16 protein-coding genes are annotated in these 19,950 nt (G+C 59.8%); 12 read left to right on the top strand and 4 right to left on the bottom strand.

The annotated features are described in order from the left end of the window. Nucleotides 1-9 precede the first annotated feature (9 nt). The 7 genes from ptsP (at nucleotide 10) to cyoD (ending at nucleotide 10,251) form a co-directional block, all read left to right on the top strand. Nucleotides 10-2,601, top strand: a complete 2,592-nt coding sequence (gene ptsP / locus FH08_RS0106925; protein ID WP_031357631.1) for a phosphoenolpyruvate--protein phosphotransferase — start codon at nucleotides 10-12, stop codon at nucleotides 2,599-2,601. A 117-nt stretch (nucleotides 2,602-2,718) separates the two neighbouring features. Beyond that, complete coding sequence (nagE, locus tag FH08_RS0106920) at nucleotides 2,719-4,485, top strand: N-acetylglucosamine-specific PTS transporter subunit IIBC (RefSeq protein WP_031357630.1); 1,767 nt, start codon at nucleotides 2,719-2,721, stop codon at nucleotides 4,483-4,485. Between the two features lie 250 nt (nucleotides 4,486-4,735). Then, complete coding sequence (locus FH08_RS0106915) at nucleotides 4,736-6,127, top strand: DUF1996 domain-containing protein (RefSeq protein ID WP_031357629.1); 1,392 nt, start codon at nucleotides 4,736-4,738, stop codon at nucleotides 6,125-6,127. A 282-nt stretch (nucleotides 6,128-6,409) separates the two neighbouring features. Next, a complete protein-coding gene (gene cyoA, locus FH08_RS0106910; RefSeq protein WP_031357628.1) occupies nucleotides 6,410-7,300 on the top strand; it encodes a ubiquinol oxidase subunit II in 891 nt (296 codons plus the stop codon). A 15-nt stretch (nucleotides 7,301-7,315) separates the two neighbouring features. Next, nucleotides 7,316-9,310: a cytochrome o ubiquinol oxidase subunit I gene (gene cyoB / locus FH08_RS0106905; protein ID WP_031357627.1), complete on the top strand. Its 1,995-nt coding sequence runs from the start codon at nucleotides 7,316-7,318 to the stop codon at nucleotides 9,308-9,310. Then, a complete protein-coding gene (gene cyoC, locus FH08_RS0106900; RefSeq protein WP_051887828.1) occupies nucleotides 9,310-9,918 on the top strand; it encodes a cytochrome o ubiquinol oxidase subunit III in 609 nt (202 codons plus the stop codon). Before cyoB ends, cyoC begins: the two co-directional genes overlap by 1 nt. Beyond that, nucleotides 9,919-10,251 carry a cytochrome o ubiquinol oxidase subunit IV gene (gene cyoD / locus FH08_RS0106895; protein WP_031357625.1) on the top strand — a complete coding sequence of 111 codons (333 nt, stop codon included), beginning with the start codon at nucleotides 9,919-9,921 and terminating at the stop codon, nucleotides 10,249-10,251. 194 nt (nucleotides 10,252-10,445) lie between these two features. Here the strand turns inward: cyoD and rpoH are convergent, their stop codons facing one another. Beyond that, nucleotides 10,446-11,381, bottom strand: a complete 936-nt coding sequence (gene rpoH, locus FH08_RS0106890; RefSeq protein ID WP_031357624.1) for an RNA polymerase sigma factor RpoH — start codon at nucleotides 11,379-11,381, stop codon at nucleotides 10,446-10,448. A gap of 384 nt (nucleotides 11,382-11,765) precedes the next feature. Between rpoH and FH08_RS0106885 the strand changes: the two genes are divergently transcribed. Both FH08_RS0106885 and FH08_RS0106880 read left to right on the top strand, forming a co-directional pair. After that, nucleotides 11,766-12,332: an acyloxyacyl hydrolase gene (locus FH08_RS0106885; protein WP_051887827.1), complete on the top strand. Its 567-nt coding sequence runs from the start codon at nucleotides 11,766-11,768 to the stop codon at nucleotides 12,330-12,332. A gap of 45 nt (nucleotides 12,333-12,377) precedes the next feature. Next, nucleotides 12,378-12,773, top strand: a complete 396-nt coding sequence (locus FH08_RS0106880) for a nuclear transport factor 2 family protein (protein WP_031357622.1) — start codon at nucleotides 12,378-12,380, stop codon at nucleotides 12,771-12,773. Between the two features lie 201 nt (nucleotides 12,774-12,974). On the opposite strand, the gene leuA is transcribed toward FH08_RS0106880, so the two are convergent. Both leuA and ybiB read right to left on the bottom strand, forming a co-directional pair. Further along, nucleotides 12,975-14,630: a 2-isopropylmalate synthase gene (gene leuA / locus FH08_RS0106875; protein WP_031357621.1), complete on the bottom strand. Its 1,656-nt coding sequence runs from the start codon at nucleotides 14,628-14,630 to the stop codon at nucleotides 12,975-12,977. 451 nt (nucleotides 14,631-15,081) lie between these two features. Further along, complete coding sequence (gene ybiB, locus FH08_RS0106865; protein WP_031357619.1) at nucleotides 15,082-16,053, bottom strand: DNA-binding protein YbiB; 972 nt, start codon at nucleotides 16,051-16,053, stop codon at nucleotides 15,082-15,084. A 358-nt stretch (nucleotides 16,054-16,411) separates the two neighbouring features. On the opposite strand from ybiB, the gene FH08_RS0106860 reads away from it, so the two are divergent. The 3 genes from FH08_RS0106860 to FH08_RS0106850 are packed head-to-tail and all read left to right on the top strand — an operon-like array spanning nucleotide 16,412 to nucleotide 18,385. Next, nucleotides 16,412-17,110: a fumarylacetoacetate hydrolase family protein gene (locus tag FH08_RS0106860; RefSeq protein ID WP_031357618.1), complete on the top strand. Its 699-nt coding sequence runs from the start codon at nucleotides 16,412-16,414 to the stop codon at nucleotides 17,108-17,110. Between the two features lie 22 nt (nucleotides 17,111-17,132). Then, complete coding sequence (maiA, locus tag FH08_RS0106855; protein WP_031357617.1) at nucleotides 17,133-17,777, top strand: maleylacetoacetate isomerase; 645 nt, start codon at nucleotides 17,133-17,135, stop codon at nucleotides 17,775-17,777. Further along, the gene (locus FH08_RS0106850) at nucleotides 17,774-18,385 is read left to right on the top strand and encodes a LysE/ArgO family amino acid transporter (protein WP_031357616.1); all 612 of its coding nucleotides are present in this window, start codon (nucleotides 17,774-17,776) and stop codon (nucleotides 18,383-18,385) included. Before maiA ends, FH08_RS0106850 begins: the two co-directional genes overlap by 4 nt. Before the next feature lie 47 nt (nucleotides 18,386-18,432). Here FH08_RS0106850 and ftsY read toward each other — a convergent pair whose 3' ends face one another. Then, complete coding sequence (gene ftsY / locus FH08_RS0106845; RefSeq protein WP_326928931.1) at nucleotides 18,433-19,914, bottom strand: signal recognition particle-docking protein FtsY; 1,482 nt, start codon at nucleotides 19,912-19,914, stop codon at nucleotides 18,433-18,435. Nucleotides 19,915-19,950: the final 36 nt, after the last annotated feature.

Raw genomic sequence — 19,950 nt, 5'->3', positions numbered from 1 at the left:
AGTCATCCGATGCGCCGTGCCGAGGAGTCCCTGTTGAATCATTCCACTGAAAACCCGAACGATTTCGTGTTGCTCGCGCCGTTCACCGGCCCCATGGTGCCGCTCGCCGATGTCCCCGATCCTGTGTTCGCGGACGGCATGTTCGGCGATGGTATTGGTATCGATCCGCTGTCAGGTGCGCTGCTTTCCCCCTGCGACGGTGTCATCACGCATCTCGCGCGCACCCATCACGCCGTGACCTTGCGCACGTCGCAAGGCGCGGAAATCCTGGTGCACATTGGTATCGATACGGTGGAGCTTGCGGGTAAAGGTTTTACGCCGAAGGTCGAGCAGGGTGCGAGCGTGCGCACTGGCCAGGTCCTGATCGAATTCGATGCCGACTACGTCGCGCAGAACGCGCCGAGCCTCGTTTCCGTGATTGCGGTTGCCAATAGCGACGCGTTCGAGGTGGTCGAGCGTGCTGGCCGCGGCATGCTGAAGGCGGGCGAAAGCCAGTTGCTGGTGCTGCGCGCCAAGGGCGGCGTGAAGGCGGACGCGGCCCGCAGCGATTCGAATTTCACCGACGAAGCGCGCCGCACCGTGACGCTTGGACATGCTGGCGGATTGCACGCGCGGCCCGCGGCCCGCGCCCGCGAAGCGGCACGTGGTTTCGACGCCAAGGTGGAAGTGCGCTTCAACGGGCGTAAAGCGCCGATTGAAAGTGTGGTCGGTTTGCTTGGCCTCGGCGCCGGCGAAGGCGCGACTATCGAATTGCTTGGGGTGGGCGCGCAAGCGGCTGCGGCGGTTGAAGCGGTCGCGACGGAATTGCTGCGCGAAGCGCACGGTGAAGTGGAAGAGAAACCGGCGCGCATGCAATCGCCTGCGCCGGTCGCCGTCTCACGTGATCCGGGCAAGCCGCTCGATCCGAACACGATTGCCGGCGTATGTGCATCGCCGGGAATTGCGGTCGGAAAGCTGGTGCGCTGGGACAACAACGACATCACGCCGCCCGAGCAGGCAACCGGGACATCGGCAGCGGAAAGCCGTTTGCTGGACAAGGCCATTGCTACCATCGACGCGGAACTCGACGAAACCGTCCGTACTGCTTCGCAACGCGGCGCCGTCGGCGAGGCGGGGATTTTCGCGGTGCATCGCGTGTTGCTGGAAGACCCCACGCTGCTCGACGCCGCGCGCGATCTGATCAGCCTCGGCAAGAGCGCCGGATTTGCGTGGCGCGAAGCGATTCGCGCGCAGATCGCGGTGTTGTCGAATATTGAGGATGCGTTGCTGGCTGAGCGTGCAGCTGATCTCCGCGATATCGAAAAGCGCGTGCTGCGCGCGCTCTGTTATACGAACACGGCGGCGCGTGAATTGCCCGACGAAGCCGTGCTCGCCGCCGATGAATTCACGCCCTCCGACCTGTCGTCGCTCGATCGTACGCGTGTGACCGCGTTGGTGATGGCACGCGGCGGCGCCACGTCGCACGCGGCGATCATTGCGCGCCAGATCGGCATCCCGGCCTTGGTCGCGGTGGGCGACGCGCTGCACGCGATTCCCAATGGCACGCAAGTCGTGGTGGACGCATCGGCCGGTCGCCTCGAGCACGCACCAACCGCACTCGATGTGGAACGCGCGCGCCTCGAGCGTCAGCGTCTCGCGGGCGTGCGTGAGGTGAACCGGCGCACGTCGCAGGAAGCGGCGGGCACGAAAGACGGCCGCACGATCGAAGTGGCGGCGAACATCGCGACGCTTGATGACGCAAAAACTGCCGTCGATAACGGCGCGGATGCCGTCGGTCTTCTGCGCACCGAACTGTTGTTTATCCATCGCCAGTCCGCTCCTACGGCCGCTGAGCACGCGGAAAGCTATCAATCGATTGTCGGCGCATTGAATGGGCGCACGGCGATCATCCGCACGCTCGATGTGGGCGCGGACAAGGAAGTCGATTACCTCACGCTGCCGCCTGAAACGAACCCGGCGCTCGGCCTGCGCGGCATTCGCCTGGCGCAGGTGCGCCCCGATCTCCTCGACGACCAGCTGCGTGGTCTGCTCGCCGTGAAGCCGTTCGGCACGGTACGCATTCTCCTGCCGATGGTCACCGACTCCGGCGAACTCGTGCGCTTGAGAAAACGCATCGATGAACTCGCGGCGGAAATTGGCCGGACCGATCCCATTCAGGTGGGCGTGATGATCGAAGTGCCGTCGGCGGCGCTGCTGGCCGATCAACTCGCTCAACACGCGGATTTCCTGTCTATCGGCACGAACGATCTCACGCAATACACGCTTGCAATGGACCGTTGCCAGGCCGATCTCGCGGCCCAGGCTGACGGACTGCATCCCGCCGTGCTGCGCCTCATCAAGCAAGCGACAGACGGCGCGGCCAAACACGGCAAATGGGTCGGTGTCTGCGGCGCGCTGGCCGGCGATCCGGTCGCCGTGCCCTTGCTCGTGGGACTTGGCGTGACGGAATTATCGGTGGACCCGGTTTCGGTTCCCGGCATCAAGGCGCTCGTGCGCAAACTCGATTACCCACTGTGCCGTCAGCGCGCTGAGGACGCCTTGGCGCTCGAATCAGCACAGGCAGTAAGAGCAGCAAGCCGCGAAATCTGGCCGTTGGACTAACACGTCCGTCCGGCAGTCGGCCTTCGCGTTTATCGCGTTTATTAGTAAAAAAGCTTCGATCGACAACCTGTTGTACCAACACGATCAACGACAAGACACTTATCTCTGGAGAACCTGATGGACGCCAACCTGTTTGCAAGAATGCAGCGACTCGGCCGAGCGCTGATGCTGCCGATTGCCGTGCTACCGGTGGCCGGGCTGCTATTGCGCCTCGGCCAACCGGATGTCTTCAACATCAAGATGATCGCCGACGCTGGCGATACGATCTTTTCAAACCTGCCACTCTTGTTCGCCATCGGCGTGGCGGTCGGTTTTGCGAAGGACAATAACGGTACGGCCGGTCTGGCGGGTGCGATCGGTTACCTGATCGAAATCGCGGTGATGAAGGACATCAACGACAAGCTCAACATGGGCGTGCTGTCGGGGATCGTTGCAGGTTGCGTGGCCGGGTTCCTCTACAACAAGTACAAAGACATCAAGCTCCCTGAATACCTCGCGTTCTTCGGAGGGAAACGCTTCGTGCCGATTGTCACGGGGGTGACCTGTCTGGTGATCGGGATTGTCCTGGGCTATGTCTGGGCACCGGTTCAGGCGGCTATCGATGCAGCCGGCGGCTGGCTGACGGGCGCAGGCGCGCTGGGCGTGTTCGTGTTCGGCGTGCTGAACCGGATCCTGCTGGTGACAGGTCTGCACCACATCATCAACTCGCTTGCATGGTTCGTGTTCGGCTCGTACACGCCCCCGGGCGGCGGCGCGGCGGTGACGGGCGATTTGCATCGCTTCTTTGCCGGCGATAAAACCGCAGGCGGCTTCATGACGGGTTTCTTCCCGATCATGATGTTCGGTTTGCCGGCAGCATGTCTCGCCATGTTCCATGAAGCACCGAAGCATCGTCGCGCCATGGTCGGCGGCCTGCTCTTCTCGATGGCCCTGACCGCGTTCCTGACGGGCGTGACCGAGCCGATCGAATACACCTTCATGTTCCTCGCACCGGCGCTGTACGCGATCCACGCGGTGTTGACGGGCTTGTCGCTTGCCATTTGCTCGGCGTTGGGCATTCACCTTGGCTTCACGTTCTCGGCTGGTGCTATCGACTACGTGCTGAACTACGGGCTGTCGCAGCGCGGCTGGCTGGCGATTCCGGTGGGCCTGGTCTACGGTCTGGTCTATTACGGCCTGTTCCGCTTCTTCATCCGCAAGTTCAACATGGCAACGCCGGGCCGTGAACCCGCTACGACCGATGCAGAAGTCGAGTCCTACGACAACACGGGTTTTGTTTCCCCGACGGCCGGTGCTACCGTGCCGCGCGCAGTGCGTTACATCGCCGCTTTGGGCGGTGCGTCGAACCTGACGCTCGTCGATGCCTGCACCACACGTCTGCGTCTTTCGGTAGTGGATTCAGCGAAGGTGTCGGAACCCGAGTTGAAGGCGATTGGTGCTCGTGGTGTGCTGAAGCGTGGCGCGACGAGTGTGCAGGTCATCATCGGGCCGGAAGCCGATCTCATCTCCGATGAAATCCGCACCGAAATCGAACGGTCGTCCGCGGGTGGCGCAACAGCAGCTTCGTCCAAGCCTGCTGCTGCTCCTTTGGCCCCGGTCGCCTCAGGCGAGCAAGGTCCGCTGGATCCCGATCCGGTGCGTTGGCTCGCGGTGTTCGGTGGTGCGACCAACGTGGCTTCGCTTGATGCCGTCGCCGCTACGCGACTTCGCGTGGTAGTGCGCGATCCGTCGTCCGTGGATCGTCAGCGCTTGTCGACACTCGATGTCGCATGGGTTTCCGCCGATACGTTCCACATTGTCGTGGGCAACGCGGCTGATCGTTATGCAGCCACCATGGCGAAACGTCTTTCGCCGGGCGGTGGCGCTGCGCCGCTGCCGGCGTAAATGTTGAGGGGGTTCGGCCGCTTAAGCCCGAAGGGCTGAGCCGGACATAAGCAGTTAGCAATGCGGCTCCATCGTTACCGATGGAGCCGCATTTTTTTTGACCGTTTCAGTCTGGCGCTGGATTAAAACCATCTGTCGCGAAAGACAACTGTCGCGTTTATTCTGAGTGGCATTTGTTAAGTTTACCTAAATAAAATCGCCTTGAGAAATCAACCCCTTCATTGTTGCTGTTTCGTTTCAGGAGTCGTTCATGAAGCTACGCATCGTCATCTGGATCACGCTCATGCTTGGCGTGAGCATTGCGCACGCCGGTACCTCATTCAATTCGGATTGCAACTATTCGCACACGCTGGCCGATGATCCCATTGTTTATCCAGGGAAACCGGGAGAGGCCATGGTGCATGATTTCTTCGCCAATCCAGGCACGAATGCGAACAGCACCTACGACTCGCTGAGCACCAATAAGGCCGTGAATTGCGATTCGACCGCCGACCGCTCGGCCTACTGGGTGCCACAATTGAAGCGGGCGTCGGGGATTGTTGTGCCAACCTACGAGAAGACCTACTACAAGAATGATCAACCGGTGGACTCGGCGCCGGTTCACGCGATTCCGCCGGGCCTTCAAATGCTGGCCGGCGATCACATGGGCACGGCTCCCAACCCGCATGTGAACTTCATATGCATGGGCACCAACAAATTCACGACGACAATGCCAACGAGCTGTCCGCCCAATAGCGCGAGCACAGGTGAGCCCTCCGAACTCCATATTTCCGTGCATTTTCCGGATTGCTGGGATGGCAAGACGCTGAAACCGATCTTTGGCACGAGCCGGACGGAGCGAATGAACAGCCTCATGAAAGCTGCAAACGGCGCGCTCAACGTGGCGTATCGAAACTCTGACGGTACGTGTCCCGCTAATTACCCGGTCAAGATTCCTGAGTTGCAGATGAATGTCGTGTATCCCCTTGGAAATGATCCGGACTTGTCCACCGCGCAGTTGTCGCTGGATCCGATATTCCAAAACGGTCAATGGGTGCCGCAATGGGGCAGCATGTACACGGCGCACGGTGATTTTATCAATGCGTGGCACGCCGAAAGCATGCAGTACATCGTCGATACCTGCATGAACAGGGGTGAAGTCGCCGGCTCGACCTGCAGCAAGAACATCCCCGCTTATTATTCGAAGACCAGCGCAAACGTCCAGTTGGACAGCACCGGTGCCGTTCGTCCGACGGGCGCAACGTTGGTCTCGGCGCCGGGCGACGTCATCCTGATCAAATTTCCGATGCCGGAAAACTTGAACGACTACTCGTATGCCGCTTCTTACCTCCAGACGCTTGGCGGGAACGTAACCGATTCCAGCGCTGTCATGCTCTGGATCTATTCCGCGACCACGGACTGGGACGACACCTCGAACCTGCCTACGGCATCTGCGTGCCGTTCGAGCGACAGTGACTACCTCGGCGGAATTTATGCGGACAACGTCCAGCAGGTTCGCAACAACGACATCAGCGCCTATATAGCGTCGCAGAAGCAAGCCGGAGCGAAGCAGATTGCAATCTGCATTCGCAATGCGACGGGAAAGACCTTCCAGTTTTCCTCCCTGCAGGGATCGTGGGCGCCGGGGTTGTATTTGAAGTGATCGCTTGCCGAAATGTGTTGGCGTGACGCGAGGGCCTGGGAATCCAGGCCCTCGCTTTTTATTATCTTTATTTATACATAATGGTTATTATCTCGATAATCTGGGTCAAATCGCCGCATTCACGTGACGTATAAATATGCGGCAATAAGTCACCCCAAATAAACACAAAATATTTTTCGAAAAAGTTGGAATAAGTCGCGGCTTGAAATCGCGCTACCCTTCTCCCGAGGCTGGTTAAAAGTCGAAACGTAATATCTCAAAAACGTTGAAATCGGGCAAGGTATGAAACAAAAATCCGGGTCGGGATTTTGCAAGCGGTTAGCAATTTTCCCTGCTCTTCTCCTGTCGGGCTGTGGCCAGATGGATCTACTCGATCCTAAGGGCAGCATCGGGCTGGCTGAGAAGAATCTTATTCTTACGTCCACGTACGCCATGCTGATCGTGGTGGTACCGGTCATCTTCCTAACACTGTTGTTTGCGTGGAAATATCGGCAATCGAATACATCTGCCGAGTATTTGCCGAAATGGGCTCACTCGACCAAGATCGAAATCGTGGTCTGGCTGGTCCCTAGTCTGATTATCCTTTATCTCGGTATTCTGACGTACAAGAGCACGCACGCGCTTGATCCTTATAAACCGCTTGTCTCTGCGGTCAAACCGATTAATGTCGAAGTCGTCGCGCTCGACTGGAAATGGTTATTCATTTATCCGGATCTGGGTATTGCATCGGTTAATCGGATTGAATTTCCCGTTGGTACGCCGGTGAACTTCAAGATCACGTCAGATTCGGTGATGAACTCATTCTTCATCCCGCAATTAGGCGGTCAGATCTATGCAATGGCGGGCATGCAAACCAAGCTGCATTTGATCGCCGATGAAGCCGGGGACTATGCCGGCATCTCTGCGAATTTCAGCGGCCAGGGCTTCTCGGACATGAAATTCCGCGCCGTGGCGACTACGCCCGAAGAGTTTGCTGCCTGGGTCGCAAAGGTGAAGTCATCGCCGGGTCAGCTCGACGGCGTGAACTACGCGGCCGTTGCCGCGCCGACCGAAAAGCATCCGGTCCAGTACTTCTCCAAGGTCGACGCGAATCTGTTTCAGAGCATCGTCGCGAAATATAACAACGGGCATGCTCGCAACATACCCGACCCGATCTGCCGCACGAAGGGGTAAGCCATGTTTGGAAATTTGTTGGGAAAATTAACGCTATCGGACATACCGTTCGATCAGCCGATCATCATGGCCGCGGCGGCGTTCATGGCCGTCATTGTGCTGGCCGTGGTCGTTGCGCTGACATGGTTCAAGAAGTGGGGCTATCTCTGGAGTGAATGGCTGACGTCGGTCGATCACAAGAAGATTGGCGTGATGTATATCGTCGTGGCGGTGTTAATGCTGCTGCGCGGTTTCGTCGATGCGCTCATGATGCGCACGCAGCTCGCGCTGGCCTATAACGGCCCGGGATTTTTGCCGCCCGAGCACTACAACCAGATCTTCACGGCGCACGGCGTCATCATGATTTTCTTCATGGCGATGGCGTTCATGATCGGTTTGATGAACATTGTGGTGCCGCTGCAAATCGGCGCCCGCGACGTCGCATTCCCGTTCATCAATTCGCTGAGTTTCTGGATGACCGCGATTGCCGCGATGCTGATGAATATCTCGCTGGTTATCGGAGATTTCGCGCAAACCGGATGGCTGGCGTATCCGCCGTTGTCGGAGTTGCAATTCAGTCCGGGGGCGGGTGTCGACTACTACTTATGGAGTCTGCAGCTTTCCGGCATAGGGACTGTGCTGACCGGCATCAACTTCTTCGTGACGATCCTCAAGATGCGCGCGCCGGGCATGACGTTCATGAAGATGCCGGTGTTCACGTGGACCGCGCTGTGCTCGAACGTGCTGATTCTCGCGACGTTCCCGATCCTCACCGCAACGCTCGCATTGCTCGCGCTCGACCGTTACCTCGGCATGCATTTCTTCACGAATGATGCCGGCGGTAACGCCATGCTTTACCTGAACCTGATCTGGGCGTGGGGCCATCCGGAGGTGTACATCCTGGTGTTGCCGGCGTTCGGCATCTACTCGGAAGTGGTGGCTACGTTCGCGAAAAAGCCGCTGTTCGGCTACAAGACGATGGTCTATGCAACGTGCTCGATCATGGTGCTGTCGCTGCTCGTGTGGCTGCATCACTTCTTCACGATGGGTTCCGGTGCGAACGTGAATGCGTTCTTCGGGATCATGACCATGATCATCGCTATTCCGACCGGCGTGAAGATCTTCAACTGGCTGTTCACCATCTATAAGGGCCGGCTGGAGTTTTCGTCGCCGGTGTTGTGGACGATCGGCTTCATGATCACGTTCACCGTTGGCGGCATGACGGGTGTGCTGCTGGCCGTGCCGGGAGCAGACTTTGTGCTGCATAACAGCCTGTTCCTGATCGCGCACTTCCATAACGCGATTATCGGCGGCGTGGTGTTCGGGTATCTCGCCGGCTTCACGTACTGGTTCCCGAAGGCGTTCGGTTTCAAGCTGAACGAAACGCTCGGCAAGTGCGCGTTCTGGTGCTGGTTCGTGGGTTTCTGGACCGCGTTCATGCCGCTGTACGTGCTGGGTTTCATGGGTGCAACGCGCCGCATGAATCACTACGACACGCCGGGCTGGCAGCCGTACATGGTCGTTGCGTTGATCGGCGCGTTGATCATTCTCGTGGGCGTGCTGTTCCAGGTCGCTCAGGTCGTGGTCAGCGTGGTGAAACGTAACTCGCCTGCGTACAAGGACGTCACGGGAGATCCGTGGAATGGCCGCACGCTCGAATGGGCAACGAGTTCACCGCCGCCCCTCTACAACTTCGCGGTCCTGCCTGTGATTCATGAACTCGACGCCTTCGCGCACATGAAGGAACGCGGCCGAACGCGCCATGCAGTCGAGGACTACCGCGACATCCATATGCCGCGCAATACGAGCGCCGGGTTGATCATCGGCTTGTTTAGCCTCGCTATTGGTTTCGCGCTGGTCTGGCATATCTGGTGGCTGGCAATCGCCGGGTTCCTGGGCGTGGTCGTCACGCTGATCCTGCGAAGCTACGACGACGATATCGACTACACCATTTCCGCTGAAACTGTCGCCGGCATGGACGGCACGCCGACAACACCGGCGCGCTCGCTCGACCTGCAGGAGGCACTGTAATGCTGCAAAAAACCATCTCGCTCGATCTGACGGGATCCCACGATGATCACGGTGCATCGAACACCGTGTTCGGGTTCTGGGTGTACCTGATGACCGACTGCATCATCTTTGCGTCGTTGTTCGCTGTGTTCGCGGTCATGGGTCATCAGTTCGCGGACGGTCCGTCGGGTAAGGACGTCTTCGAGCTTCCCGGCGTCATGCTGGAAACGGCCATTCTCCTGCTGAGCAGCATCACGTTCGGCTTCGGCATGCTGGCCGCTCACAAGGGCAAGTCGGCCGCGCTGCTGGCGTGGCTCGGCGTTACCTTCGTGCTGGGCGCTTTGTTTATCGGGCTGGAAATCCACGAGTTCAGCATGCTGATCGCGCAGGGTTACGGACCCGATCGCAGTGCGTTTTTGTCGGCGTTCTTCACGCTGGTCGCCACGCACGGCTTGCACGTAACGGTCGGCCTGATCTGGATGGTGGTCCTGGCTATTCAGGTCATCGGCAACAAGAAAGTTACCCAACGCGATCTGACGCGCCTCACGTGTCTCAGCCTTTTCTGGCACTTTCTGGACATCGTGTGGATTTGCGTCTTTACCTTTGTTTATCTGACGAGCGTCGTATAAATGGCACACGCACATTCAATCGATACCGGCGCGGGCCACGGCAGCGTGCGCTCGTATGTCATTGGCTTCGTCCTGTCGGTCGTGCTGACGGCCGCGGCTTTTGGACTGGTCATGCAACAGGCGTTGGGGCCGACCGAGTCGATCATCGCGATCGCGGTGCTCGCGTTCGTTCAAATCCTCGTGCATCTGGTGTTTTTCCTGCATATGAACACGTCGTCATCGCAGCGATGGAACGTGCTCGCGTTCGGATTTACCGTGATGGTGGCGGTGATCCTGATCGGCGGGACGTTATGGGTGCTGCATAACGTCGGCGCCCACATGATGTCGCGCTAGGCGGTAGACGGTCTGCTGGCTGAACGCCGGGCGGCGCCATGGGGAAACCTCTGGCGCCGCATTTTCATGGGTGCGCGTCGCGCACACCCAAATCGAGCAGGCAAACAAAAGCCCGCCATCTTTCGACGGCAGGCTTTCAAGGTTTCTCTCTGCACCGCTAAAAACTCAAGCGGCGAAACTCCTGCACTAAACGCTTACGCGTATTCAGTCAGCGCCGAGCGCATTTTCTTCATTGCGCTGGCTTCGATCTGACGAATCCGTTCAGCCGATACTCCAAACTCGTCAGCGAGTTCATGCAGCGTCTTGCCACCCGAACCGTCGTCTTCCACTTCAAGCCAGCGCGCCTGAACGATCCGGCGGCTGCGTTCGTCGAGCGACTCGAGCGCGGTCGACAACCCCTCGCTTTGCAGCTTGTCGAACTGACGGGACGCCAGCACGTTGGTCGGCTCATTGTGCGAGTCGGCCAGATACGCGATAGGCGCATACGATTCCTCGCCGTCATCGATCTGACCTTCCAGCGCGATGTCCCCGCCCGAAAGACGCGTTTCCATCTCCGAGACTTCTTCGCGCTTCACATTCAGCTCTTTCGCCAGGCTATCGACCTCGTCCGGCGTGAACGCGTTGTGTCCGGTCTTGTGGCTGCGAAGGTTGAAAAAGAGCTTGCGCTGTGCCTTCGTGGTCGCCACTTTCACCGTGCGCCAGTTGCGCAGGATGTACTCGTGAATCTCAGCCTTGATCCAGTGCATGGCATATGACACCAGCCGCACGTTCTGTTGCGGATCGAAGCGCTTCACGGCTTTCATCAAACCGATATTGCCTTCCTGAATCAGGTCGGCGTGGGGCAGGCCGTACCCAAGGTAATTGCGGGCAATCGATACCACCAGCCGCAGGTGCGACAGCACGAGCTGGCGAGCGGCGTCCAGGTTGTCGTTGTCACGGAATTCGGTGGCGTACTGACGTTCTTCCGACGGCGTTAGCATCGGAATCCGGTTGACAGCCGAAATGTAGGCGTCGATGTTGCCGATCTGGCCGGTCAACATGGACGACTGCGCAAACGTCAGCGCACCTGCCGAAGCGGCCTTGGCCGGCGCCGAGTGTCCAGTATTCGGGAGGGTCATCGCATTGGTCACGCTTGTGTGCTCCTTATCAACAAAAAACCCGATGAAAAACCGGGTCTAGCAGGATATTAGCACTCTGCTATTTCGAGTGCTAAGGATTAGAGGGGCCTTGTGTGTCCAAGTTCCCATACGCTATTAGAATCTTCGCTCCAATAGCCACTACGTGCTTTCCCTGACTGTTGCACTCCGTGAAACGCTTTCCTCGTCAAATTTACCGAAAGAAATTTGCAAGTTTTCGCACGATTTACCCGTCAATCGGGATTCGACGAAACTTAATTCCGCTTTTTCCTCATTCAGCAGAACTGTTCTGAGCACTTTTTTAAGACCGTCTCTAAAATGGCGGCTTGCTGCGTAAGTGGCAAGCCCGACTTGTGAGAATCCAGTTCTGGAGTATTCATGCAGAAGAACAATAGTGTCTGGCAAAAGTGCTCTTTCTACGGTGCGTTGTTCGGTGCGCTGGTCCTGGCTTCGGCCACTGCCCATGCCGATCAGTTCGGTTTGCAGATCGCCGGCGGGGTTGCCGACCATGACGTCCGGAAGGCGGATGTCGGCGTGGTCTGGGACCCTAACTGGACCTGGTGGGAAATCGGCGGTTTCCACTTCACTGTTGTGGGCGAAGCGCACGTTGCCTACTGGGATATTCGCGAAAGCCAGGCATCGAATCCGGGGATCTGGGAATTCGGCCTGACGCCGATGTTCCGCTTCATCAAGAGTTCGGGATGGTTTCGGCCCTATGTGGAAGCGGGCGTGGGGGTACGCGTCTTGTCGCACGTTCGCGAAACCGAGACGCGTACCTTCTCTTCGGCCTTTCAGTTTGCCGACGTTGTGGGCGTCGGAGCCCAATTCGGCGCCCATCAAAACTACCAGGCGGGCTTCCGGTTTCAGCATTTATCCAACGGCGGTATCGAACACCCGAATCCTGGTATAAATTTCAGCCAGATATATTTGCAATACAACTTCTGACGAGGACCGTGTCCATCGGTTCCTCAAGTGTGAGAGGAACTGCAGATGCCGGCACAACCCATCGATACGCCCATCGAGGCAATCCGTGAACTAGAGCGGGACCGTTTCCGCGCGATGGTCGACGGTGACGGCGAATTGCTGGACGCGCTGCTGGCGGAGAACGCCAGCTACGTCCACACCAATGGCAAGCGCGAGACGAAGCGTCAGTTTATTGATGCGATCACCGCGGGGCGCCGGCGTTATCGGCAGATCGAGATCCAGTCGCAGGACGTGATGCCGGGCGGGCGGGACACGTGGATCGTGTTTGGCCGCGCGCTGCTCGAGATGGAGTCGAAGAACGGCGCCTTGCTGTTTCCCATCGCGTATACGGCCATCCACATCCAGGTCGATGGGCAATGGCAGTTGCTCGCGATGCAGGCGACACGCGTGGCGCTGGATTAGCACCGGTTCGACGCCGTTCGGTCGGGCGTCGCGGTTCGACCGGCGGGCCGGCGCCTTGTGAGCGTCGGTCGCCATGTCGATACCGGTTGTCGTGTTTTATCGCCTGCTTTGCAGATTTCTGCCGCACTGAGCGAGAAAGTGGTGCACGACCACATCACCGCGCGTCGCTTAGTTGCTCGTTGCTGTAAAGCCAATAGCTCTTCACGCTTCGACCGCTTCGCTTTCCACTTCCTTACGCCCAGCCCAGCGCACGCGATTTACCGCACTGACGATTGCATCAGCGACCGCCTGACTTGCGTTCGCATTCACCGCAACGCCGAACCGCATGGCTTGGTCGCCAATTCGGCAGCCGATGAACACCGCCGTTTCACCCTTCGCGGTCGCGGCGGTTTCAAACGATGTCACCTCGATCGCCACACTGGCCACGCTGGCTACCGCCGCAGCGACTGCCTGCGCGTGCGCTTCGTCGGCGACCGCGGATACGGGCAGCTTCACGTGACGTCCATCGAAGTCCAGGGTCGACGCGTCCCGCGACGCCGGCCCTTGTGCATCGAAGTATTCGCGCTTGAACAACGCGCAAATGGCCTCGCCGGAAACTTCCGCGCCGGAGGCGTCGGCGACTTTCTGCACGGCATGGCTGAATTCGATCTGCACGCGGCGCGGCGGCGTGAAGCCCAGCCCGCGTTCAAGCAGATACGTCGCGCCGCCTTTGCCCGACTGGCTGTTCACGCGGATCACGGCGTCGTAGCTGCGGCCAAGATCGGCGGGGTCGATGGGCAGATACGGCACGTCCCATACCGTGTCCGCTTCGCGCTGGGCGAAACCCTTGCGGATGGCATCCTGATGCGAACCGGAAAAGGCCGTGAACACGAGATCGCCGGCATACGGATGACGCGGATGCACGGGAATCTGGTTGCAGCGCTCGACCACGCGTCGCACGCCGTCAATATCCGAAAAATCCAGGCCGGGGTCGATACCCTGCGTGTACAAATTCATCGCGAGCGTGACGAGATCCACATTGCCCGTGCGTTCGCCGTTGCCAAAGAGGCAGCCTTCAACGCGATCGGCGCCGGCGAGAATCGCGAGTTCCGCCGCGGCGACTGCCGTGCCGCGATCGTTATGCGGATGCACCGAAAGCACGATACTGTCGCGGAAACTCATGTTGCGATCCATCCACTCGATCTGATCGGCGAATACGTTCGGCATGGCGGCTTCCACCGTGGCCGGTAAATTCACGATCATCTTGTGGGCGGACGTGGGGCGCCACATTTGCGCGACGGCGTCGCAGACTTCGCGGGAAAACGAAAGCTCGGTCATGCTGAACGTTTCCGGCGAATACTGATAGATCCAGTGCGTGCCGGGGCGCGCGGCGGCGCATTCCTTGATGATGCGCGTGCCCTCCACGGCCAGCGCCTTGGTTTCTTCCTTGGACTGCGCGAAGACGATCTTGCGAAACGACGGCGAGATCGCGTTGTACAGGTGCACGATTACCTGGGGGGCGCCTTCCACCGCTTCAAAAGTCCGCTCAATGAGTTCGCGGCGCGACTGCACGAGCACTTCAATGGTGACATCGGCGGGAACGCGGTTCTCGACGATCAGCTTGCGCACGAAGTCGAAATCCGTCTGCGATGCCGACGGAAAGCCCACTTCGATTTCCTTGAAACCCACCGCTACCAGCATCTCGAAGAACTCGAGCTTGGCTTCAATGCTCATCGGGTCGATCAGCGCTTGATTGCCGTCACGCAGATCGGTGCTCATCCAGATGGGTGCGCGCTCGATCTTGCGAGTGGGCCATCGGCGGCCGTTGAGGTTGACCTGGGGGAAAGGGCGGTATTTCTCGGAAGGGTTACGCATCATCATCGTGGGCCTCGGCTAAACGCGTTGTACGCGTGAAAGCGCAGTCGTTGCGAGGCGGACGAGCGGCCGGCGCTTGCCGGCATCGTTCCGATGCGCGCTGGACAGGTTCGCGATGTCCCATGGCGTGGATGACGCCGGTGACGAACGTGAACGATGCAAATGCAGCGTGCATGTGATCCTCGCGTTTTCGATCCGTGGATGAACGGACGAAAGCAGACGACTACGGGTGGTGAAAAGGGAACTGCAAAGGGGAACTACGAAACTGCCGGAGGGACCACGCGAGGAACGCGCGGCGCCACGTTTAGCGACTTACGCTAGACGTAGCGATAGGGGCCGCGCTAGGCGACCCTGAGTAATTCGAAGGGAGGGGAACTGGGTAAAGCTCATTTCTGCACATTAGCGCAGCGCGCGCGCTTTTGTCAACAGAGACGGGTTCTCGACTGAAGAATGCCTAACGAATGCCCTGACGCCGGACGATGTCCGCAATCAACTCCGCCTGGCGCGCGAGCGCGGGAGGAATCGGTGCTTCGCCGCGCAGTACGGTTTCGATCCAGCGGGCGGTGGTCGCGGCATCCAGGGCCTCGGGCAACGCCACTGCGGGCGCGTCCGGCGACGAGCGCTCCGGCGATATCAGCGTCTCCGCGTGGCCGTCGTGGAACCAGTCCACCTGCACTTGCCGGCGGGTGTCCGCCACCGCTTCGCCTTCCGTCCCGCGTGCGAGCAGGGCGCCGCCGGCGGCGGCATCGGGATGCTCGGTGAACAGTCCCGTCAGGCTTTCGCGATACTCCGGATGGGTGTAGTTCACCAGCCGCAAGCCCGGCTGCGCGAACGGCTGAAGGATCTTAACGAGCGTATGCGTGGAATTTCGCACACCCATGATCCGACGGATCGCGAGCAGGCGGGCGAGCTTGGGTGCGAGCACGGTGATCGGCGCGAACGCCAGCCGCCGCGAGGCGAGGTTGTCCTCAATTTCATCGTGGGAAGTGCATTCCGGAATGCCCAGTTCGGCGAAAATCGCGGCGCTCGTGATGCGGCCAGGGTCAGTCGTGACGCCATGCACGAGCACCGGCACACCGTCGCGCGCGAGCAGCATCGCCAGCAGCGGGGTCAGGTTCGGCTGCTTGCGCGCGCCGTTGTAGGTGGGGATGGAAACGGGCCGCGCGTGGTCGCGGCCGTTCTGGATATGCAGCGGTTCGAACGAACGATGCGCGGCCGCCAGCATCGCGGCCAGTTCCGCAGCCGTCTCGCCTTTCACTCGATACGCCAGCAACACGGCGCCGAGTTCGAGATCGGAGACCCGGTTGTCGAGCATCGCTTCGTAGAGAGCGTAGGTGTCCTCGCGGGTCAGCGCTCGCGCGCCGTTTGGCCCGCGGCCGATTTCCTTGATGAAACGGGCGCACGGGAAAGGTGTTGTGTCGGTCATTGATTGGTCTGAGCGGGCGGTTTGTATGCGAGGTGTTCAGTCGCCTTGTGCACCTTTGTACACGATCGGCCGCTGCAATTCTGGAAATACAGGAATCACATTCAGTACCGCATTTGAGCCGGGCTTGCAAGTCGCGGGGTTGCTCGGCGAAGGGTTTTCGGGGCACTAGCCTGCTGGTTTGTTCGATGATCGCGGGCTTGAGGCCGCCTGCGGAATCGCAGACCGCGCGGCATGCGCCTGCGTGCTTTGCTACCCGATGCCGCGGGGCTCATAGGCCATTCAGCCGAATCGCGATGCGCAACCGTGCACGTTAAACTTGAGGTTCAGGTCGATGCTTCATCAAACAGGAGAGAACGCAATGAGTCACGTATTTGCTCCGGCACCCGCGGTCGCGGTGCCTGTTGTCGGTTCCAGCGACCAGTTTCCTGTTCGCCGGATCTATTGCGTTGGCCGGAACTACGAGGCTCACGCGCGCGAGATGGGGCACGACCCCGATCGTGAACCGCCGTTTTTCTTCGGCAAGCCGGCTGACGCCGTGCTGTACGTCGCGCCCGGAGCGACCGGCGAATTCCCATATCCGTCGCAGTCGAAGAACGTCCACTTCGAAATGGAGCTGGTCGCGGCGATCGGCAAGCAAGGCAAGGACATTCCCGCAGGCAACGCGCTCGATTACGTCTTCGGCTACGCGCTCGGTCTCGACATGACCCGCCGCGACCTGCAAGCCGAAGCGAAGAAGCTGGGCCGTCCGTGGGACACGGCCAAGGGCTTCGATCACTCGGCGCCACTGGGTCCAATTCATCCAGTAGCGAAGGTGGGACATCTGGAAAAAAGCGCGATCTGGCTTACCGTCAATGGCGAGGAAAAACAGCGATCGGACATCTCGCAACTGATCTGGTCCGTGGGTGACACGATCGCGTATTTGTCCACGCTGTTCGAACTGTTCCCCGGCGACCTGATTTTTACGGGCACGCCTGAAGGCGTCGGCGCGATTCAGAAGGGCGACCTGATGAAGGGCGGTGTGGACGGAATCGGAGAGTTCTCCGTGCGCGTGGTCTGACTATAAAAACGGGAGGGGATTCATGAAGCTATACAGCTATTTTCGTAGCTCGGCGGCGTACCGCGTGCGGATCGCGCTGAACCTCAAAGGACTTGCCTATGAGTACGCGCCGATCCATCTTCTGCGCGATGGCGGCCAACAACTGAAGCCAGAGTATCGCGAGCTGAATCCGGACGGGATCGTGCCAACGTTTATCGACGGCGCTGACGTACTCACACAGTCGCTTGCGATCATCGAATATCTGGAAGAGACGCATCCCGAGCCAGCGTTGTTGCCGGGCACGCCATTGGATCGTGCGTTCATTCGTTCGGTCGCGCTTCAGATTGCGTGCGAGATCCATCCGGTCGACAACCTGCGCGTGCTGAAGTATCTGAAGCACACGCTAAAGGTTGGTGACGAAGCGAAAGACACGTGGTACCGGCATTGGCTGGAGTCGGGTTTCGAGTCGCTGGAAAAGAGGCTCGCGAACGACTCGCGTGTGGGCAAGCTGTGTTTCGGCGATACCCCCACGCTCGCGGATCTTTGCCTCGTGCCGCAGGTGTACAACGCGCGACGGTTCAATCTCGATATGAGCCGTTATCCGACGATCGAACGTATCGCCGATCACGCCGCGCAAATCGATGCGTTCGCGCGCGCCGCGCCAGGGCAACAACCGGACGCCGAATGACGACAGCAGTTTTTCTATCCGGTGCCGGGCTTGGCGCAAGTTTGATTATCGCGATTGGCGCTCAAAACGCTTTCGTGTTGCGGCAAGGCTTGAAACAGCAGCACGTAGGCTGGGTCGTTTTTATCTGTGCGCTGATCGACGTGTTGCTGATCGGGCTGGGTATTGGCGGGATGGGAGCGCTGATTGCGCGAGCACCCGTGCTGCTTGGGGTGATTCGATGGGCGGGAGCGGTGTTTTTGTTCTTGTACGGCCTGCGGGCGTTCCACGCAGCTTGGAAAGGGCCAGGGCATTTACACGCGGAGAACGGCGAGTCGCAGACGGCGCTAAAAGCGGTAACAACGGTGCTCGCCTTATCGCTGCTGAATCCGCACGTCTATCTCGATACCGTCGTACTGCTCGGTGGCATTGGTGCACGGTACGGCTGGCCGGGGAACGCGTGGTTTGCCGCAGGGGCAATGTGTTCGTCGATCATCTGGTTCACCGCGCTCGGGTACGGTGCGCGCTTGCTTCAGCCTCTGTTCGAGAAAGATGTCTCGTGGAGAGTGCTCGATGTGATCGTGGGGATTGTGATGTGGTGGATCGCCGCGGCGTTGATCGTGGCAAGCTGAAACGGCCTCGACCGCGGTCTGGCTGAGCACCAGGCCGCGGCACCGGTTTAATTTCCGAGCAACGCGTCCGCAAACTCGTCGGCGCTGAACGGCTGCAAGTCTTCGACTTTTTCGCCTACGCCAATGAAGTACACCGGAATCGGCCGTTGGCGCGCAATGGCCGCGAGAATGCCGCCCTTCGCCGTGCCGTCCAGTTTGGTCACGATCAAACCTGTCAAGCCCAGCGCATCGTCGAAAGACTTTACTTGGGCGAGTGCGTTCTGGCCCGTGTTTGCATCGATGACCAGCAGGACCTCGTGCGGCGCGTCGGGCTGTGCCTTTGCAATCACGCGCTTCACCTTCCGCAGTTCTTCCATCAAGTGAAGTTGCGTGGGGAGGCGGCCCGCCGTGTCGGCCATCATCACGTCGATTTTGCGGGCACGCGCGGCGCCGACTGCATCGAAGATCACGGCGGCGGCATCGCCACTTTCCTGCGATACCACCGTCACGTTGTTGCGTTGTCCCCAAACCGTGAGTTGTTCGCGCGCGGCAGCACGGAAGGTGTCGCCGGCGGCGAGCAGCACGGACTGGTCGAAGCGTTGCAAATGCTTGGCCAGCTTGCCAATGCTCGTGGTCTTGCCCGCGCCGTTCACGCCGGCGATCATCATCACGAGCGGTTGAGCGCGACCGAGCATCAGGGACTTCTCGAGCGGCCGAAGCAGGTCGGCGAGCAGCGAGCGCAATGCCGCCTTGACCTGCATCGAATCAGTGAGCCGTTCGCTGCGCACTTTTTCACGCAGCGCTTCAAGCAGGTATTCCGTGGCATCGACACCGGCATCTGACATCAACAACGCTGTTTCAAGTTCCTCATACAAATCCTCATCGATCTTCGCGCCGACGAAGATTCCCGTCAGGCCCGAACTGGTCTTCGATAGCCCCGTTTTCAGGCGCGTGAGCCACGTACGCTTCGCGCTCGCTTCGGGTTCCGGCGGCGGCACAATCTCGACGGATTCGGCCGGCGCTTTCCACTGGGATGTCGTGCGGCCTTGCCAATAGGGTTTGGTTTCTGGCGTGGTGGTTGCAGCGGGGCTTGCCGGTTGGGGCGTTGCGTTCGCAGGCGAGGTTTGCGCCGTGGGCGTGGGCGTCCCTGCAGCCGCTACGTCGGGGGCTTCGGTCCGCGTCGGCTCGGCAACCCTGGCCGTTGACGCGATCGGCTGTACGGGCGTAACCGGCGTCGTTGCGCGTGGCAGCGAAGCGCTCGATGCAGACGGCGTCGTACCTGCCGGCGCTCCGTTACCAATGGGAGCGGCTGAGTCGCGAGGCGCGGCTTGAGCCGCCCCAGTCCCTCGCAGTGGCGCTTCCGAAGCCCGATCCGAAGCGGCAACGCCTTCCCGCGCAGTCGCCGGGGTGCCAGCGTGCTGAAGCCCTTCAGCGTCCTGGGAACGTGCCTCGACGACGTCCCCGGCCTCGTTTTCCCCGGGCTTATCGGTATCGATATCGATATCGGAATCGGTCGATTTGCCTATTAATCGTTTGAAAAAGCTGAACATGATCTGCAGTGGTGGGGGTGGCGCGTTTTATCGATG

Source organism: Caballeronia sordidicola (genome assembly GCF_000729995.1).
GTDB classification, from domain to species: domain Bacteria; phylum Pseudomonadota; class Gammaproteobacteria; order Burkholderiales; family Burkholderiaceae; genus Caballeronia; species Caballeronia sordidicola_A.
This window is presented reverse-complemented; position numbering and strand designations above follow the sequence as displayed.

What these genes read in the sequence shown, in the direction of transcription:
- nagE (WP_031357630.1), top strand. Translation starts at nt 2,719, where the DNA reads ATGGACGCCAACCTGTTTGCAAGAATGCAGCGACTCGGCCGAGCGCTG.
- cyoA (WP_031357628.1), top strand. Translation starts at nt 6,410, where the DNA reads ATGAAACAAAAATCCGGGTCGGGATTTTGCAAGCGGTTAGCAATTTTC.
- FH08_RS0106880 (WP_031357622.1), top strand. Translation starts at nt 12,378, where the DNA reads ATGCCGGCACAACCCATCGATACGCCCATCGAGGCAATCCGTGAACTA.
- ptsP (WP_031357631.1), top strand. Translation starts at nt 10, where the DNA reads ATGCGCCGTGCCGAGGAGTCCCTGTTGAATCATTCCACTGAAAACCCG.
- leuA (WP_031357621.1), bottom strand. Translation starts at nt 14,630, where the DNA reads ATGATGCGTAACCCTTCCGAGAAATACCGCCCTTTCCCCCAGGTCAAC.
- FH08_RS0106885 (WP_051887827.1), top strand. Translation starts at nt 11,766, where the DNA reads ATGCAGAAGAACAATAGTGTCTGGCAAAAGTGCTCTTTCTACGGTGCG.
- FH08_RS0106860 (WP_031357618.1), top strand. Translation starts at nt 16,412, where the DNA reads ATGAGTCACGTATTTGCTCCGGCACCCGCGGTCGCGGTGCCTGTTGTC.
- cyoC (WP_051887828.1), top strand. Translation starts at nt 9,310, where the DNA reads ATGCTGCAAAAAACCATCTCGCTCGATCTGACGGGATCCCACGATGAT.
- ftsY (WP_326928931.1), bottom strand. Translation starts at nt 19,914, where the DNA reads ATGTTCAGCTTTTTCAAACGATTAATAGGCAAATCGACCGATTCCGAT.
- cyoD (WP_031357625.1), top strand. Translation starts at nt 9,919, where the DNA reads ATGGCACACGCACATTCAATCGATACCGGCGCGGGCCACGGCAGCGTG.
- ybiB (WP_031357619.1), bottom strand. Translation starts at nt 16,053, where the DNA reads ATGACCGACACAACACCTTTCCCGTGCGCCCGTTTCATCAAGGAAATC.
- FH08_RS0106850 (WP_031357616.1), top strand. Translation starts at nt 17,774, where the DNA reads ATGACGACAGCAGTTTTTCTATCCGGTGCCGGGCTTGGCGCAAGTTTG.
- maiA (WP_031357617.1), top strand. Translation starts at nt 17,133, where the DNA reads ATGAAGCTATACAGCTATTTTCGTAGCTCGGCGGCGTACCGCGTGCGG.
- FH08_RS0106915 (WP_031357629.1), top strand. Translation starts at nt 4,736, where the DNA reads ATGAAGCTACGCATCGTCATCTGGATCACGCTCATGCTTGGCGTGAGC.